Genomic DNA, 18,838 nt, shown 5'->3' with positions numbered 1-18,838 from the left:
ATGGGGAACTAATCCAAATCTGCGCCATTGCTTTCAATCACTTTTTTATACCAGTAAAAAGAATCCTTGCGGCTGCGCTGCAAAGTGCCGTTTCCTTCGTCATCCTGATCGACATAAATAAATCCGTATCTTTTGGACATCTGGGACGTGGAAGCGCTGATGATATCAATCGCCCCCCAGCTTGTGTAACCAAACAGGTCTACGCCAGCTTCCACCGCTTCTTTCATTTGTTTAAAGTGTTCTCTAAAATAGTTGATCCGGTAATCATCATGGATGGAGCCGTCGCTTTCCACCGTGTCCACGGCACCCATGCCGTTTTCCACAATGAGCAGCGGTTTTCTATAACGGTCATATAACTCGATCAAGGAAATTTTCAGGCCGACCGGATCGATCTGCCACCCCCATTCCGTCGAGGACAAATAAGGGTTTTTTACCCCTGAGATCGTATTGCCGGACGTCCGCTCCAGCCCTTCTTTTGCGGATTCGGTTAATGACATATAGTAGCTGAAAGAAACAAAATCGACGGTGTGCTTCCGCAAAATCTCCTTATCACCCGGTTCCATTTGAAGATGAATATTTTTCTGCTTGAGCATAGCTTCGATCAGGGGCGGGTATTCTCCAAACACCTGTACATCCGCGTAAAAATAAGTGTGCAAATTCCTCATCAGCGTAATCTCCACATCTTTAGGGTGGCAAGTATTCGGATAGGTTGTCAGCATCGTAAGCATGCAGCCTACCTTGCTGCCCGGTATGATGCGGTGGCAATCGGCCGTCACCAGCGCCGAGGCGACAAACTGGTGATGAAGCGCCTGATAAATGACTTCTTCCACCTTGCCCTCTGGACAACGATCCGTGACAATACCCGCGGTCGTGAAAGGATGACGGATGATGCTGTCAATTTCGTTAAAGGTCAGCCAATATTTCACCAGGTCCTTGTAACGCGAGAAACAGACATTGCTGAATTTTACGAAATAATCAATGACCTTTCTTTCCGCCCAGCCGTTGTATTTAATACTTAAGGCAAGAGGCATTTCATAGTGGGAAAGCGTGACGATCGGTTCGATGCCAAGTCGTCTCATTTCCGTAAACAAACTTTCATAAAACTTCAGCCCCAACTCATTAGGCTCGTTTTCTTCACCGGTCGGAAAAATCCGGCTCCAGGCAATCGAGACGCGCAGCGCTTTAAAGCCCATTTCGGCAAACAGGGCCAAATCCTCCTTATACCGGTGATAAAAATCGATCCCTCTGCGTTTGGGATACTTTTTAACGTCCGGATCTTTCATACTCCGTTCGATCATTTCCGAGGTAACGACCTGATGGGCTTCATAATCCTCGACATCTAAATGGGGTCTGTACATGGCCACGTCGGCTACGGATGGACCTTTCCCATCTACGTTCCAAGCGCCTTCCGCCTGATTGGCGGCAATGGCGCCGCCCCATAAAAAGTTCTCCGGAAACCCTTTGCTCATTTCTATTCTCTCCTTTGGTTTAGTTTTGTAAAGCGGTTACAAGCATTAAAGTATCCTGGCGGTTCACCTGCTTTAAATCCGCAACCTCTACCGCGTATTTGTTGTCCTTATTAGTCACGATGGCGATGGTTACCGGATCATAACCTTCCTCAATAATCTTTTCAAGATCGAACTTCAGCAATAAATCGCCGGCTTTCACTTCATCCCCGGCCTTCACCTGGGGTTCGAAATATTTGCCCCGCAATCTAACGGTATCGATCCCTACATGGAACAACAACTGAATACCGTTCTGCGTGCTCATGGCAATCGCATGATTTTTACTGTAAATGAGTTCAATTTTTCCATCCACCGGCGCATATAGTTCGCCTTTAGCGGGAATAACCGCAATCCCCTCGCCCATCGCTTTGGTGGAAAAGACCTCGTCCTTCACTTCGGACAAAGGAATCATGTCACCGATCACCGGGCTTTTGAATTCTTTAACCGTGGTAAGCTGGTTAACTAGTTGCTGCTCTTCCTCTTTGGCTTTATTGGCTTTATTGTCTTTGCCAAGCATAAAGGCCGAAACAAAGGCAACCGCAAAAGAAATGACGAGCGCGATGATGGCATTGATGATATTTCGCGGCAAATCTTCCGAGATAAACATGGATAAACTGGCTATCCCGGGTCCGACCAGCACATAAGCCTGCAGGCCGATGATACCGATGAACGCCCCTCCGATAAAAGAGCCGACCATGACGCTGCCGAGCACTTTTTTATTTTGCAGTGTGACCCCATACAAGGCGGGTTCCGTAATGCCGAACAAGGCGGATATTCCGGCGGAAATCGCCGTGGCTCTTAACGCTCTATCCCGGGTCCGCACCGCAACAGCGAAGCAGGCGCCGCTTTCGGCGATGTTGTGAGCAAGCGATGCGGGTAAATAAAGCAATTCCTTGCCGGTGCTTCCCATTGCGGAAAGAGAGTAAGGAATGAGCGCTTTGTGCATGCCGACGGATACCATCAACGGCAATACGGCGGCCAAGAGCGCTACGGCAATCCACCCTACCTTATCGAACAGAGTTAAGATAATGGATGAGAAACCTTCGCCGAGTGTATAACCGAGCGGGCCCAAAATTAACAACGAAACCGGAACGGTAATCATCAGCGACATCATCGGGACAAAAAAGATCCGGATCACCCTCGGCGATATTCGCGTAAACCATTTCTCCATTTGAGCGTAGAGCAGCACGGTCAGAATCGCCGGGAAGACCTGGTAGGCATAGGCGATATTTTTGACCTGAAAACCGAAGAATTGAACGCCTTCTCCAAGCATGGCCCCCATGTTCGGTAGAAGCAAAGCGCCAACTGCAGCCAGAGCCACCAATGTACTGACTTTCAGTTTGTTGGCGGTGGTAACGGCCACTAATAATGGAAGAAAATAAAGAGCGGCGTCTCCAATTTGAAACAAGATTTTATAAGTGTGGCTGCCCGGGTCCAAAACATTCATTAAACCAAGCAGCAGCAGCAGCGACTTTAACATCCCCGCACCGGCAATCGCCGGAATCAGCGGTTGGAATACACCTACGATAAAATCCAAAATAACGCTGCCGAGTTTTTTCTTCTCTTTCGGTTTAATGACGGATGCTTCAGCGGATTCCGAGTTCGGGTTCGGCGATCCAAGCAAATGATTGACCGCATCATAAACTTCAACGACTTCATTGCCGATGACGACCTGGCACTGGCCGATCATTTTTACGGCGATCACGCCGGGAATGCCTTCGAGCCGCTTGACATCAGCTTTGGTGTTGTCGATCAAGGAAAAGCGCAGTCTTGTCGAGCAATGTTCAAAATGGGCAATGTTCTCCTTACCGCCCACGTGCTTCAAAATTTCCGCAGCGGTTTGTTTGTAATCCATGTCAATGCTCCTTCCTTTTGTAAATTTGTGAAAGGGGACAGGCTTTTTTGCAAATAAAAAAGGACCTAAAATGACAAAGAAAATATTTGTCATCTTAGATCCTGCCCGCTTTACCAGTCACATGTCTAATTAGGTGTATTCGATTAACTTGGATTATATATCATGATTCTGAAAGCGTCAACATGTTTGTTCTCCAGCTGCTATTGTTCTGTGATAATGTCACTATGGGACAGGAGACATTGACTTTGACAAGAGCTGTGGATTCATATGAAATGGATAATTGGGTAAACCTGTCCAAAGGCACGTCACATAGGTATCTACGGACTATGGGTGTAGTCACGGTTTTGGTATCACCCGATCATCTGTACTCCAAAAGAACAGTCTCAGACCAAGCAGGTGTCGACTCAGCACAGTAAATCATCTTACCATTCAGGACTTCAGCCACAATGGAAGGCTCATATGTATTATCAATAATGATTACCTGATCTGCGATAGCTAAAGCAGGTTTTAGATTTTGCAATGATTGACCATATCGAAAGCGAATATCCTCTTCTGCTATCCAATGTCCACCCTGCTCAACACGAGAAGCTACACGGTCTATATGCATTTGGACGTCTTGCAGGCCGATAAAGTAAACGACAATGCTATAACCGATATCTTTAGCAATTTGCATATGTTTTAAAACAAAGGTGCCTGATAATGTAGTTTCAATGGCAAAGTGTAGGCCGCTTTTGATGAGAGAACGGATTCTTTTCACAGCTTCCCTTCCAGCAGACAGATCAGCACTCCGCGGATCATTTGGCCTTAATTCTCGTGCAATCTGATCCGGGTCAATCAGTTCGCCAATCCATTCTCTCATTTGTAAGCTAATCGTACTTTTGCCGGCTCCATTGGTACCAGCAAAAACCGTCATGATGGGTTTAGTATCACTCATGATATTCAAATTCTTGCCGCTTTCCGCTTGCATCAAAAATGATCTCGAACTTATTGCCCTCTGCGTCTTCACGTACACGTCTGTTATTCTTTATATAATAAATAGATGCACCTGACTCTTTTGCTTGCTTCCGCGCATGTTGATTCGCTTTTTTTAAAACTTTTTGGAGTTGTTCTCGATTAACAAACATTCTCAATCCCCTCCGGTTTTAAAGTTATGCTTATTATATCATAAAATGAATTGCCACAAACCAGAACAAGGGTTAATGGCAACTCCAACCTAATTTACCCTCTCTTTGAAGCTTCCTCCAGCGTGTAGATCTTTCCATTCTCAACTTGAATAAAAGACGACTGTAGCTCCTCATCCTTCTTCCATTGTTTTATTAAACCTTTTGAATAATCCCAATAACACTTCACTTCTTCCGCTTTAAAAATTCTATAGCCATTAATCCATAATTCAGGACGTATCTCTTTTTTGTCGTATATATAAAGAAATGCCTTCATAGGGGAATGGATCAATCGATAAATTATCGTGAATCCCCTACACCTTCTCCTTAAATTGTCTACTTCTCTCCAAGCTTCGAAGTTAAAATAAGTTACATGACTTCTCTTCTCAGAATGAGTAAAACAATCACCACACCTGTTACAAGTCAGCTCGATTCCATTATCCTTTTCATAGCTTAGCCCCGTGCAAATCTTAAAAGTATATGGTTGTTGGCATTTCGAGCATGTTAAGCAATCATCAGTTACCTCTTTTAATATGCTTAAAAAGTCAGCAATTATTTTTTGTGTGAAGTCTGGCTCATCAGCAGCAGTTAACTCTCTAATCATTTCAGTTTGAAGTTTGAATAAAGAAAATAACGCTCCCCTCTTGATCAGTTTTTCAATTAAATTCTTGTAATCTGTAATTTGAAGCTTCCATTCTTTCCTAGTAGCCATTAAGGTCATTATTTTCACTCCAAATCTAATATTATAGTAATTAGTTTCACCATAATAATAGATTGATATACAAAAAAGACACCGTACTGGTATCTTTTTTGATAGCAATGGAGGCGAGGGAGTCTGGGGTATTGAAGGGTAAGATATACGGGATTTATCCACCTCTTTTAAATCAAATAAGTTATGGATCTATATTACTATCAATGATTGTTTTTAAATTCGTTTCGTGCCAACTCGTACTCACCGGAACGTCCGGCGCGAAATAACCACAGTGCCATTCTCCCTCAACCCTCCATTTTAAGACTTCAATAAAAAGTGTTCCTCGTTCTTTTGGATACTTCCGATTCCGTTCTCGATATCTTTAAGAGTCTCGTAGAGTAATTGGCCATCCTTCGAGTATCTCAGCTCAGCCAATTTCCGATATAACTCCCTATCCCTTGCCTTCCCGCTAAAATAACGCTCGATAACGTAAGCTACGAAGTCGCTTTCCCTGCGGATTGCGGAGTCAGACAAAGAAACAATAATGGCATCATAGGAACCGAGGAGCTGCACTTTATCACTTTTCTTTAATAAGTCGATAAGGAGATCTTCGGACCATTCAAGAGGCATGTTAAGCTTAGGCAAATATTCAGCATCCAAAAGTTGCCCTGCTAATAAATATGGACGTCCATCCCGGGAGGCTTCTTCCAGCCTCATACTTACCAAGTCTAGTAGCTGCTGTTCTTTGACATCATCCCAGCCCAGATTATCCTGGTGAATGTACTCTCCATATTGACCACGGGCATAGTAAATGATGTCTTTAGAACTTGACAGGATCAGATCGAAGGATTCTTCTCTAGCGCCTAATTCTTCTGTAAGCCATTGCATAACCTGTTCGCGGGAAACAGGCATCTCCAAGCTTTGATCAGCGATATATTGTTCAATCAGCGCCTGCATACTCACTCTTTCAATATCTTGACCGGCAGGGATCACAAAAGGAAAACGGATGAACTTGATGTCATTATCCGCAAATTCCTGTAACAAATCATAGAGTAGAGAAGGAGCATGAACATCAAGAGACTTACAATACTCTTTCATTTCATCAAATAGCAAATTGATGTGAAGAATAGGGCGGCCTTCTAATAGTGTGGTAAGCTTGTCAAGCAGCTCTCTTACATTTGTTTGGTCTAAATAATAAAATTCCCTTAGGCCAACTACTCCATAATCTACCCTTACAAAATCAGGATCTGTGGATAGGTTGTACTCCACAGTAAAGCTCTTCCAGCCTCTGCTCTCCACAAACTCCCTGATCAGATCTTCTCTCTGTACAGGACAGTTCATTTCTCGAATGTAACTTTTAATCATCTCGGAATTATTGAGCTGGAACCCATTGCTTTCATGCCAAATATGCGGGAATTTCCGGAGTTGAAGCGATGAGGAACCATATTTTCTTAATAAGGTATACAAAGCGTATTCATTAGGCACCCCCGCATCCTGAAGGGATCCTTCGAACTGCCCGTATATTCTCCCGATCGAAATAGGACTCCGAACCTCAAGCAATTGTTCGCAGGCAAGGGAAGTCTTCTCAATTAACGATAAATCCGGTTTAACGAAGGAATGATGAATATATACTCCTCGTCCCCATAAATAGGCCGTATCTGCAAATTCATCTCTGCTTATGATCGATGTAAATTCGCGGTCTTTACTAAAGGAATCCGGCCAAATCCTATTCGCTTCTTCGATAAGTTCATCGGCTTTCTTATAAACTTCCACCCCGGATGGGTAGTTCTTTAGCACCATTTCAACAAGATCAGCCTTCTTGCTATTGCTCAAAATAAACCCTTGGTTGCAAGGGAGCAATGCAGATTTTGTGAATAAATACAGCAGCTCTAGAGGAAACTTAAAACTCTCTGCTAAATTAGTCATGGTTCCCTGCAGCATTGGCTCTATGATCACTGTCCCTTTGAAAGTCTGTTTAAGTGTTTTCTGCAGCGATTGGGTCACAGACTCGATCTCGGAGGAAGATCTCTCAGACCACCAACCATACTCCTCCAAGTAGACAAGACCTTGGGCATCAAGAGTATCAGCAATCAGGTATTGAAAGAATGACTCCGTCGCATGAAACGGATAATAGAAAAATCCATTTAAGGGCTGGCAAGCTGACCTGATCAAACTCGCTAACTGCTGCGTATCGTTGGCCAACTTTTCATTTTGCCGGACCAGAATTTGCCGAACCCGTTCCCGGGTCAAACTAAATTGTTGTCCGGTTTCCTCCAACGTAACCTTTCTCCCATCTCTAGCGAAGTTCCAGCGAAATCGCAGCAATTCCAAGTTTCGTTTGCTGCCCCTGGATGTATCTTGACCCTGCAGCCAATCTTGCCAATTTTGTTCGATCTGTTCAATAGCATAAGTGATTCTTTCTTCCGGGGTCATCGCATTTAACTGCGCTGCTTCCTCCCGTTCCACTCTGTACCTAGACAACATATGAACAAGCTGGCTATAAAACTTGTCAATCGCAGTAGCTCCTACGCCTTGAAAAACTTGGAGTCGTTCCAATTCGCTCGGAAGCTCGCCAAGAGTTCGAATCCCGGCCCCATGAATTTCTGATATCAACTTCTGAATCCCTAAGAAACTGCTGTCATCCAATTGTATTGCAGCTTCATCATGACTAACTGGACATACCGTATCGTTCCACACGATTTCTCCTGCTTCAAATACGGAAAGAGATCGCCTGGAAGCATCAAATCGTTCCAGATAGTCCCTTGAAGAAACAGCTTCAGGTCCAAGCAAACCTTTTAACTGTTCAAAAAACTTTGTTAATGCTGTTGCCCCGACACCTTTTATTCTTGTTGGCAGGATTGATAGCACTTCCGGCAGTTCACCAAGAACGTGGATGTTCCAATTATTTTGAATCCCTCTCAGAAGGGCATTGCAGCCTTGGATGTTCAAATCCGCAATTTGTGTAGTACATAACTCCTCTGGGATCAAAAGTTGTTCCCCGTTTAGCCTGATGATTTTATGATCCTCTGTTTGTTTACTTTCGGGGGCCTTCTCCTCAATTGACTCCTCGTACACGCGAATGCGTTCCACCGTTTCCCCATGACGACCCCGCAGCAGCCAGGCCAGAGAGGAAACAGGGATTCCACTGAGCTGATGCGTGCTGGTGATGCCGAAGCGTCCAAGCAATCTGCATACATCCGGAGTTAGGACTTCATCCAGTCTTTTATCAATCTCGATATTACCTATATAACCATCGTTATTCTCACGCTGCAGCTTCAAAAAACGTCCCAGCTTGCCTTCGAACTGGAACCCGAAAAACCAAAGCTGAACCATGACATCGTGCAGCAGTTTAGGCTGTTGTTCGTATAACTGCATTAACCGCTCTTCGTTCCATTCACCGAAAGTAACGACACTTAGAGAAGCCGATGTTTCCGCAAGCCTGTCCGAACCATAACCTCGTATTGGTTGATTCAGCAGCTTCTCAGGAACGAGTACGTCATCATTTGGCGGAGCGGATGCTTCAGTTTCCACTTCTTTCTGAATCTCTAACACCACGGTACTAGACGCGCTCTGTTCCCCCATCGAAGGGACATCTGTGGTGTTCAGTTGATCGCCGTTTTCCTGCTTGGCAGCAGTCTCTGGCTTGGGTGGATCAACATCTTTTGCTGGCTGATGAATCATTGATGATTCTTCAATAGGCGGTGGAGCCGCAACCCATCTTTCTGCGGAAGGATCCTTCCCCAACATAAACCAGGCGGGCTTTCTCTTGGTGGATTGACTTCCGTTTTTGGCAAAGCGGAAATAGATCCCTTGGTCGTTCCACGTGCCCAGTGTTTCTTTTAACTCCCAACCGCCAACCACCCATAATGCCCCGCCGAAAGGCCGTTTATCGATCACGGCCAAATTTCGGCAGTTCAGTTCTGCGGCAATTTCCTTCGAATTTTCGGGAGAGGAAGCACGATCATCTGCCTCAGCCTTCTCCAGCACCGGATGCTTCACCGAACTTTCAGTCGCCGTAACCTCCGCGGTTGCGGCTGCCTGTGTGTTCGCAATACGTAGAAGCGCCTCTTCAATCGACCGAAATTTCTCATCCAGGTTGGGCAGCAATTTGGCTTCCAATTGATCGGATATGACTTTCTCCACAAGGCCAGGATCCAGGACTGGGGGCAGTTCCGCCTGAGGACCCACCTGTTGCTTCAGCACCGGCATTTGATAGGGAGGCACCTCCATATCTACGGAGCCGTATAACTCCACATACCAAACGGACAACTCATACATATGCCTGTGAGCCGTCAGAGCCAAGTCAGGATGTATCTCATCGCTGCTGTGGGCTGCCGCGTTTCCGTTCATCCGCAGCCATTCGAATTTATTGCGAATCTCTTCGGATAACAGCCCTTCGCGCGCCAGCTTATGTAGACGATCGATCTGTTTAATCGCGTAGACCGGTTCCACTTTCTCCTGTGTGGAAATCGTCGTGGCCAAAATCTCTCCGAATAACCTCCCCTGCACAAGTGTGCCGCGCGGGTTCAACCATAGGCTTCCCTCCGCCTGCTCGGCAAGGGCGGCCAACTCCGGATGCAAAGCCTGCAAAAATGCAAAATTGGATGTTTCCATTGCCATTCCCCTTAATATCGAAACTCTTGAGAAGCGGACAAGCTCATCACTTCCGCTTGCTTAAGTACCATGTCAATCGCCATCTGTTCCAGATCTGGCGGGTATCCGTATTTTTTCAGAAGCCGTTTGACCGTCACCTTCATCTGGGCCCGAACATTCTGCCGCAGCGTCCAGTCTACAGTAATATTGTTCTTGATCGACTGCGTCAGTTCATGGGCAATCTGCTTTAGCATCAGATCTCCCATCAGTTCCTTCGCCGATTCGTTGGATGCGAGTGCGTCATAGAAGGCCAGCTCTTCTGCGATCATCCCCATGTCTTCACCGCGTTTGACCGCCTGATTGACTTCCTTAGCCATTTGAATGAGCTCTTCAATAATTTGCGCAGTCTCAATCGTCCGGTTGTTGTACTTACGGATGGATTCATCCAACATCTCAGAGAACTTGCGGGATTGGACCACACTCACCTTTTCAAATGACTTGACTTTCCCTTGCAACAAACGGCGCAGCAGCTCCACCGCCAGATTCTTCTGCTTCAAACCCCGGACGCTCTCGAGGAACTCATCGGACAAAATAGCGATGTTCGGCTTCTGCAAGCCGGCCGCTTCCAGAATATCAACCACTTCCTCAGAAATGATGGACTTCGAAATTAGTTGATTCAATTCGGCGTCCAGTTCGGCGGTCGTCTTCTTCCGGTTTTCAGGCGTAATCAGCTTGATCATCCCGGATTTCACTGCCTTCAGGAAACCGATCTCCACATTAACCTCTTCTGCGACCGGTGTTGTGGCACACAGTGCGTAAGCTCTCGAGAGCTCCGTCACCCAGTTTGTGAAGTTCCGTTTGCCTTCTTCACCTAGGCCAAGCACGGCGTCGACCGTTTCTACAATCGCCTGCATCCGCTCCGACGCCTTAGGTGAGTTATATTTACTGTAATCGTGACCATGCAGTAGATCGTGAATCAAATCCAGCCGTTCCAGCATATAGTCAATCGCCTGGTCGGTGTCGATCCCGGCTGTTTTGCGGTCATTCTCCGTATACTGCTGCAGGGCGGACTTCAACATATCCGCGATACCGATATAATCGACAATCAGTCCTCCCGGCTTGTCCCGGAAGACGCGGTTGACCCGGGCAATCGCCTGCATCAGGTTGTGGCCTTTCATCGGCTTGTCGATGTACATCGTGCTCATGGATGGCACATCGAAGCCGGTAAGCCACATATCCCGAACGATGACGATCTGCAGCGGATCGTTCAAATCCTTCATTCGTTTTGCAAAATACTCGCGCCGCCGCTTCGTGCCGATATATTTCTGCCAATCTTCAGGGTCACTTGAGGCCCCGGTCATGACGATCTTGATCTTGCCTTCGCTGTCGTCGTCGCTGTGCCAATCCGGGCGCAATTCAATGATCGCCTTATACAGGTCGATAGCAATCCGACGGGACATGACCACGATCATCGCCTTGCCGAACATGCCTTGCTGACGCTGCTCATAGTGGGCTACCATATCTTTTGCGATCGCCTTGATCCGCTTCTCCGAGCCAGCCAGCGCCTCCAGCCGAGCCCATTTAGATTTCAGGCGTTCCTTCTGGGTCATTTCCTGATACTCGGTAATTTCCTCATAGGCATTGTCAATGATCGGACGTTCGGCCTCGGACAAATTCAGGCGGGCTACACGGCTTTCATAGTAAATTTTGACCGTGGTGCCGTCTTCCACCGCCCGGGTCATATCATAAATATCGATGTAATCCCCGAACACCGCCGGGGTATTCTTGTCGCTCAGTTCCACTGGCGTCCCCGTAAACCCGATATAGGACGCATTCGGCAGCGCATCGCGCATATATTTGGCATAGCCGTACTTCACGTCTGCCTCGCCAGTCTTCTCGTTCGCCACCATCTCTGCCTGGAAGCCATATTGGCTGCGGTGCGCCTCATCCGCCATGACAATCACGTTCTTGCGCGCCGTCAGTTCCGGATATGTATCTTCATCGCCTTCCGTACTGAACTTATGCACCGTCGTAAAAATAATGCCCCCGGACTCGACCGCCAGCAGTTCCCGCAAATGCTTGCGGTCCTCCGCCTGCTTCGGCGTCTGACGCAGTAAATCCTGCGATTTACTAAAAGTCGTGAACAACTGTTCATCCAGATCGTTGCGGTCGGTCACGACAACAATTGTCGGATTGTCCATCGTTAGGACCAGCTTGCCGGCATAGAACACCATAGACAAGCTTTTACCAGAGCCCTGGGTATGCCAAACGACGCCGATTTTCCGGTCACCCTCGACATCGGCCGCCCGTTCCGTGCTGGCAATAGCCTTGTTGGTCGCATGGAACTGATGGTATCCGGCTAAAATTTTGGTGACTTTCTCCCCGTCGGTCTGAAACAAAACGAAATGCTTGATGATATCCATAAGCCGCTTTTTCTCGAACATACCTTTGATCAGGACTTCGAGTTGGGGCACGGTAGAAGACGCTACATCACTGCCGTCGATCGTCCGCCACATCATAAAGCGTTCAGCGTCTGCGGTTAGTGTCCCTGCCCGTGCGTTAACCCCATCGCTAATGACCATAAACGAGTTATAAGTAAACAGCGAAGGAATGCTACTCTTGTAAGTCTGCACCTGGTTGTATGCCTCACTGATGCCGACTTCCTCGTTGGAGGCGCTTTTGAGCTCCATCACGACAAGCGGGATGCCGTTCACGAAAACGACAATATCCGGTCGTTTCTCGCCGTTCTCGATTACCGTAAACTGGTTCACTACGAGAAAATCGTTCTCTTCCACCCGTTCAGGATCGGTAGCGAACAGCCACACCTTGGCCGTACGGTTCTCCCCTTCCAGCGTGCGGTATTCCGCGTCGATTCCGTCGGTGATCATCCGCTGGAAGGTACGGTTGTTCACCAGCAAGCTAGGACTTTGCGGCACCTCCACAATCCGGATTGCTTCCTCGATCGCATCGCGCGACACACTGGGATTAATTCGGATGAGGGCATCCCGCAACCGGTCCACCAGGATGACGTCGGTATAGAACATCCGCTCCGGATATTCCCCTTCCGGGGAAATCTCCGGCCCGTAGGCCTTGCTATAATTCAATTCTTCAAACCATTCAATCGCCGCCTGCTCTAGGTCGCTCTCTGCATAAGATGTAATGTACACGGCACACCTCCTAAGCTGGTTGATGGTGGGGCAATAAGTATGTTATTTGTTGCTGTTGACGAGTTCTTCCTCGTCCAGCGGTACGCGAATCTCTCCGGACATGAGTTTGGGGAGAAGGGTATCGCGGGTTTGAATAAGAGCGTCCGTTTCTTTAGATAAAGACAGAACTTTTTCATCGATTTTTGAGCAGATTTTTTCGTACTCCTGAACAATTGAATCAGAAGGACGAATTAATTTTATATTTTCCAACTCTTTTTTGGTTATTGAGTTAAAGATTGTCCCGGAACCGTATTGATCCTCTTTCATAAAGAGATTTTTCAATAAATAGAAGAGATAAGAGTTACAATCCAATTTCGAGTTTAACGCTCCTAAACCACGGCCGATAACAATATCAGTATTTGCAATATTAATTCTTCCCACTGGAGCTCGTACACTTAATAGAATACTTCCTTGCGAAGCAACTCTTAGTAGTTGAGAACTGTACAGGTGTAAACTTGGGTATCTAAAACCATAATTTGTGACTCCTTGATGGAAAGGAAGTCCCTCACCTTTTTCATTATAAAATTCCGATTTTGGTGACTGCCCCATTAAAATATCTGCGACATCTGAAAGGACAGATACCCTCCACCCCTTCGGAATCAACCCCAACTCACTTTCCTCAAACTCTCCCCCGCTGGACTTGTAAGGTTCACCATTCTCATTTGGAAATTCAAAGTCAATAAACCAGCGCTTAAAAAGAGCTTGAGCCATTTCTTCGAGGTTTTTGTTGATGGCGTTGTTGAGTCCAATTTTGTCATCTAATGTTTTTAGAATAGTTGCAATCCTGTTCTGAATTTCTAATGGCTTAATTGGTAAAGGAACACGCTTTAATATCTCTTGATTGAGTGAAAGCATTGTAGTCCCTTGAGCATTTTGAAGGATCCAACTTTTATAATATTCAGACCCAAAGAAATAAGAAATATAAGTAGGATTAATGTCGTTGCTTTTGAAGCGAATTCGCATGCAATCACTCCCTTGAATCCAGCCCTCTTCATTTGCAGTAATAAGAGCTCTTCTCTCAACAGCCCCCTTTCTACCGAAGATGATATCACCAGACTTAAGCTTATATTTACTCAGCCTATTAGCATCTGTTTCATTTATACATGGAGATTGTCCATGTATAACCTTATTAACTCCTATATCCTTAACAGCTATTACAGGAACTCCTCTATCAACATATGAGCTTGCTTGCAGCATAGTCCCAAAAGGGCCAGTCTGGATATCAAGTTTATTCTGTTTAAGTAATTCACCAATGGTAACTTCTTCGGTAACCTCAAAACTCAAACCCAATCCCCCCCAACTGCTTCCGAATCTCGTCCTCCAACTGACGGGATTTTGCGAATTGCTCGGCCAGTTCACTCGTCAGGCGCACCATTTTGTCTTCGAACGGTTCGCTGTCTTCTTCGGCCTCTTCGATCCCCACATAACGCCCCGGGGTCAGGATATATTCATGCTCCTGAACATCAGCCAGCTTCGCGGCTTTGCAGAAGCCCCTCACATCTTCGTATTGCCCGGCCTCCGCCTGACCACGCCAAGTATGGTACGTATCGGCAATTTTCCGGATATCTTCCGTGCTTAATTCTTTATGGGTGCGGTCGACCATATGACCCATTTTGCGAGCGTCGATGAACAGAATTTCGCCGCGGCGATCGCGTAGGCCCTTTGGTGCCTTGTTTCTGGCCATAAACCACAAGCAAACCGGAATTTGTGTCGAATAGAACAACTGGCCCGGCAGCGTAACAATGCAATCAACCCTATCATCATCTACGAGCTTTCTGCGGATTTCCAACTCGCTGGTCGTGCTTGTGGACATGGAGCCATTTGCCAATACGAAACCCGCCACCCCGTTTGGAGCAAGCTTTGAGTAGATATGTTGAATCCAGGCATAGTTAGCGTTCCCTGCCGGTGGAATCCCGTACTGCCAACGGGTGTCTTCCGTCAGACGCTGGCCGCCCCAGTCGCTGATGTTAAACGGCGGGTTGGCTAGAATGAAGTCGGCCTTGATATTCTTATGAAGATCGTTATGGAACGTATCCGCATTGAACTCTCCCAGATTACCATCAATCCCGCGGATCGCCAGGTTCATTTTGCAGAGGCGCCATGTCGTCGGGTTGGATTCCTGCCCATAGACGGCGATGTCGCCCATTTTCCCTTGATGCTCCTCGACAAACTTCTCACTTTGCACGAACATCCCGCCGGAACCGCAGCAAGGGTCATAGACTCTCCCCTTATAAGGCTCGATCATCTCAACCAGAAGACGTACGACACTGGAAGGCGTGTAGAACTCGCCGCCGTTCTTACCTTCAGCACTAGCGAACTTGCTCAGGAAATACTCATACACCCGGCCGAGCACGTCTTTGGAACGACTGTCCTTGTCGCCGACTTTGAAGGAAAATACGTCGATGACTTCCCCCAGGCGGGTCTTGTCCAATGCCGGACGGGCAAAATCTTTCGGCAGCACCCCTTTTAAGGACGAATTTTCTTTCTCGATCAAGATCATGGCGTTATCGATGATTTGGCCGATCTCTGGTTTCTTGGCGTTGGCCTGAATGTTACTCCAGCGAGCTTCCTTCGGTACCCAGAAAATATTCGCAGCGGCATATTCGTCGCGATCTTCCGCATCGGCATAGGGTTCAAGTTCCAACTCCGCGTATTTCTCTTCAAACGCATCCGATACATATTTCAGAAAAAGTAGTCCAAGCGCGACATGCTTATATTCTGCAGCATCCATGCTTCCGCGCAGCTTGTCCGCCATCGCCCACAGTTTTTCTTCAAATCCAATGTTTGCTGTTGCCATGCTTTAGCAACCTCCTCGTATGCTTGCTTAATATAGTGCTGAATAAATTTGTTCCCGCTGCTCTTCCCAACGCCGGGAGGCCGCTTGAACTACGTCCGAATAACGCTTTTTCTCTATGATATAGGCTTCGCTAATCGCCCGCTGCTTCTCTAGCGGGAGCAGCGGAACCTCGATTTCTCCGACATCCGCCGGATTCAGGTTCATGACGGTCGTGCCGCGCTGGAAGCTTTGAATTAGGGCGATACCTACCGGACTTTCTAAAAAAACTTTCGCATACATGCTGTCCATCTGTTCCCGAAAACGAATAACAATAATATTGGCCGATGCTATGACCATCTGCGAATGTTCCGGAACAACGGCCAGCTTCGTTTGCGTGCCTCGGCAAGTCATCACTAGGTCTCCCGGAAGCACCTCATAACGTCTTACTTTGCGCGGCTCTTCCTCGATGGTCTCCATCTGCTCAAGCTTCACTTCTCCATCCTCCAGATTCGAGATATTCAGTACCGAAATGGAGCCCGGACGAAGATCCTGCTTTAAAATCGATTTCCCCCGAAAAATATCCGCCATCTGCTTCAGCTTGACTTTGGGCACCGCCGCCTGTTGAAATGCTATTAGAGTATCGCTGTCCTGCTCCAGGAGAAGTTCGATTCGCCAGTCCTCCAGCTGCTGAAAGGAGGCTGCCTTCAGCATTACCGTTTGTTCTTCCTCTAACACATCCGAATCCCGCAACCTGTATCGGCTGATAGGAACTTCCTCTGGAAGTTGTCCGCAGCCAAAAGCTACGACGTAAGTTTTCACCGAAGTGTAGGGTCTGAATAAACCCTCTGGCAGGGAATGAACCGACCTTACTGGGTGCAGCTCGTTCATCCGCTTCCGCCAGTCGCCGATCGCCCCGGACTGAAACATCATCCGCGCCGGCAGAACAGCTACAAGTTTACCTCCGGATGATAAAAGCGGAGCCAAATGCTCAATGGCTGCGCCTTCCGCTTCCCGAACTGCGGCTGACTCGTCATCCAGCTTCAGACCGAAATTAGGAACGGTCAATATCGCATCATACCGATCCGGCAGCGGCAAAGGCTGATAGATGGAACCCTGAACGACCTGTATATGATCCTGACCCGCGAAATGTGTTTTTAATAAACGCCCAAGGATATAGTTTTCGGTTAAAAGTGTAAAATTCACGTTAGGCCGAGGTATGAACCGCGCCAAGCCCTCCATAAACTTCTCGGCTTCGGCAAGAAGCCAACGTTTCTCTTGTTGCCCTTCGGGTGCGTCTGTAAAGGCTTGAAATATACTCGAGTGCACTTGCAGCGTAGCTATAACCCGATCCTGCCGGATCGTTTGATGGCCGTATTCCGCCAGATTGAGATCTTTACCTGTGTGATAGAGTCTGTAAAACAACTCTCGATCCCCCGGAAAATGCCCCAGCTCGATCGTTCCGATTTGAGCCAGCATTCGTTCAAACAGCTTGTCCGGATGACGCTCAAGTTCGGCCCGCTCCTCAGCCGGAACCAGCTCTATGTATTGCTTCATCTTCACCACGCGTACAGCTTCGCGAAGCAATTGGTCTCGCGATTTAATATCATGGTTAAGACATAGATTCCAAAAGTCTTCTATCAACGAATCACCTACTTTATTCCTAGCTTATCTAGGTAAACTATACCACACAATTATTTGGTATTACAATACTAAAAAATAAACATCGTTAAGTTCGACTCTTTTCTGAATCGCTTGAGCAGTTTTGGGCTACATTCGAACTGCCATTTCATCATAGAAAAAGAAAAGACCCGCTCCAGGAGCGGGTCTCATATATATATTGATAGATGTCTTTTCCTATTTACTCCAGTATTCCCGGGCAATTCTTTGTCCTTGATTAATTTTTGCCCACTGCTCAGCCTCAGTCAATTCATTACCCCCATCACAAGAGGCAAATCCGCATTGATGGGATAGCAGCAAACGATCCTTGTCAATAATACTCGATGCTTCATCAAGCATTCTGAGAACACGCTCTTCATCATCCAACATATTCGTCTTAGATGACAACAAGCCAAGTACAATTTCTGTTTCTGGCTTATCCTTGAACACTGCAAGCGCCTCAAGTGAACCTGCACGTTCATCATCCCATTCCAGGAAGAAACGGTCATATTTAAGCTGCTTCAGGAACAGATTAGCGATTTTCACGTAGGAGCCGCCCCCCATATTCCGGGAATCATAGTTGCCGCGGCAATTGTGCGTCCACATTTTCAAACCTAAACCATGAGCAAAATCAATGACAGTATTGTTAATGTCAATAAATTCAGCAGCAAGGGCTTGTACTTCCTCTTGATTGATATTCTCACCGGTATACGGAGAATTCGGATTGTCATCCGCAAACAGTTCCCATAAGCAATCGTCAAATTGCAGAATTTTCCCTCCAGCCGCCGCAAACTCCTCAACAAATTCCTTATATGCCTGGACGAGGCCATTTTTAAGCTCATGTCGATCTTTATAAACCGCATCCTTGCCGCCAATGTTATCCGACCATGATAACTCACCAAAAATGTGGGATGGAGAAGGCACGCATAGCTTCGTTTCACGATCACCAGCATGAGCCTGGAGTTTTTTGAAAATTCCAATAAAATGATGGTTTTTTCCGCTCAATTCACCTGTAATGCGCAAGCCAATATCTTTTCGCGTCTCATATTTCGAACTTCCATCCAGATCGCGGAAGAAGTATCCATGATCCGCAATATAGCGGTCAATTCCTTGAAATCCCCAAACAAAATCTAGATGCCACATGGATTTGGAATATTCGCCATCCGTAATAATGGACAGATCATGCTCCTTTTGTTTTTCAATCACAGCCTCAATTGCCTCTGCTTCACACTGTTTATAGCCCTCAAAATCCTGATAAAATGGATAGCTGATGTCATCCCGATGTTCTATTTGTGTTTTATATCTCAATAGCTCGGACGGCCGCAACAAACTGCCTACTAGTTGAAATCTACTGCTCATTTAAAAAACCTCCTCGGTCTGGCTCGTAATGCTCTGA

Annotated in this window: 11 protein-coding genes; all 11 read right to left on the bottom strand. The window is 46.8% G+C overall.

Going from position 1 to position 18,838, the window contains the following annotated elements; translation table 11 throughout:
- Nucleotides 1-8: 8 nt before the first annotated feature.
- The 11 genes from G358_RS0119110 to G358_RS0119060 all read right to left on the bottom strand — a co-directional run bounded on the left by G358_RS0119110 (nt 9) and on the right by G358_RS0119060 (nt 18,801).
- Nucleotides 9-1,469, bottom strand: coding sequence for a glycoside hydrolase family 1 protein (locus G358_RS0119110; RefSeq protein ID WP_019638859.1), 1,461 nt, complete (start codon nt 1,467-1,469; stop codon nt 9-11).
- A 19-nt stretch (nt 1,470-1,488) separates the two neighbouring features.
- A complete protein-coding gene (locus G358_RS0119105; RefSeq protein WP_026342364.1) occupies nt 1,489-3,360 on the bottom strand; it encodes a beta-glucoside-specific PTS transporter subunit IIABC in 1,872 nt (623 codons plus the stop codon).
- A gap of 358 nt (nt 3,361-3,718) precedes the next feature.
- The gene (locus tag G358_RS0119100; RefSeq protein ID WP_019638857.1) at nt 3,719-4,294 is read right to left on the bottom strand and encodes an ATPase; all 576 of its coding nucleotides are present in this window, start codon (nt 4,292-4,294) and stop codon (nt 3,719-3,721) included.
- Nucleotides 4,287-4,484, bottom strand: a complete 198-nt coding sequence (locus tag G358_RS0119095) for a hypothetical protein (RefSeq protein ID WP_019638856.1) — start codon at nt 4,482-4,484, stop codon at nt 4,287-4,289. Before G358_RS0119095 ends, G358_RS0119100 begins: the two co-directional genes overlap by 8 nt.
- Nucleotides 4,485-4,578: 94 nt before the next feature.
- Entirely contained in the window at nt 4,579-5,241 is a 663-nt protein-coding gene (locus G358_RS0119090; RefSeq protein WP_019638855.1) for a hypothetical protein, read from the bottom strand.
- A gap of 288 nt (nt 5,242-5,529) precedes the next feature.
- Entirely contained in the window at nt 5,530-9,825 is a 4,296-nt protein-coding gene (locus G358_RS0119085) for a sigma factor-like helix-turn-helix DNA-binding protein (RefSeq protein ID WP_019638854.1), read from the bottom strand.
- Nucleotides 9,826-9,836: 11 nt separating this feature from the next.
- A complete protein-coding gene (locus G358_RS0119080; RefSeq protein WP_205621553.1) occupies nt 9,837-12,965 on the bottom strand; it encodes a type I restriction endonuclease subunit R in 3,129 nt (1,042 codons plus the stop codon).
- Nucleotides 12,966-13,013: 48 nt separating this feature from the next.
- The gene (locus G358_RS0119075; protein WP_019638852.1) at nt 13,014-14,294 is read right to left on the bottom strand and encodes a restriction endonuclease subunit S; all 1,281 of its coding nucleotides are present in this window, start codon (nt 14,292-14,294) and stop codon (nt 13,014-13,016) included.
- Nucleotides 14,284-15,807 (bottom strand): class I SAM-dependent DNA methyltransferase, encoded by a 1,524-nt coding sequence (locus G358_RS0119070; protein ID WP_019638851.1) that lies wholly within the window; start codon nt 15,805-15,807, stop codon nt 14,284-14,286. Before G358_RS0119070 ends, G358_RS0119075 begins: the two co-directional genes overlap by 11 nt.
- 27 nt (nt 15,808-15,834) lie before the next feature.
- Nucleotides 15,835-17,427, bottom strand: coding sequence for a restriction endonuclease subunit S (locus tag G358_RS0119065; RefSeq protein WP_019638850.1), 1,593 nt, complete (start codon nt 17,425-17,427; stop codon nt 15,835-15,837).
- A 213-nt stretch (nt 17,428-17,640) separates the two neighbouring features.
- Nucleotides 17,641-18,801, bottom strand: a complete 1,161-nt coding sequence (locus G358_RS0119060) for a cobalamin-independent methionine synthase II family protein (protein ID WP_019638849.1) — start codon at nt 18,799-18,801, stop codon at nt 17,641-17,643.
- Nucleotides 18,802-18,838 lie beyond the last annotated feature (37 nt).

This window comes from Paenibacillus fonticola DSM 21315 (assembly GCF_000381905.1).
Classification (GTDB): domain Bacteria; phylum Bacillota; class Bacilli; order Paenibacillales; family Paenibacillaceae; genus Fontibacillus; species Fontibacillus fonticola.
Note: the sequence above shows the minus strand (reverse complement) of the source record. Positions and strands in the feature narration are given on the sequence as shown.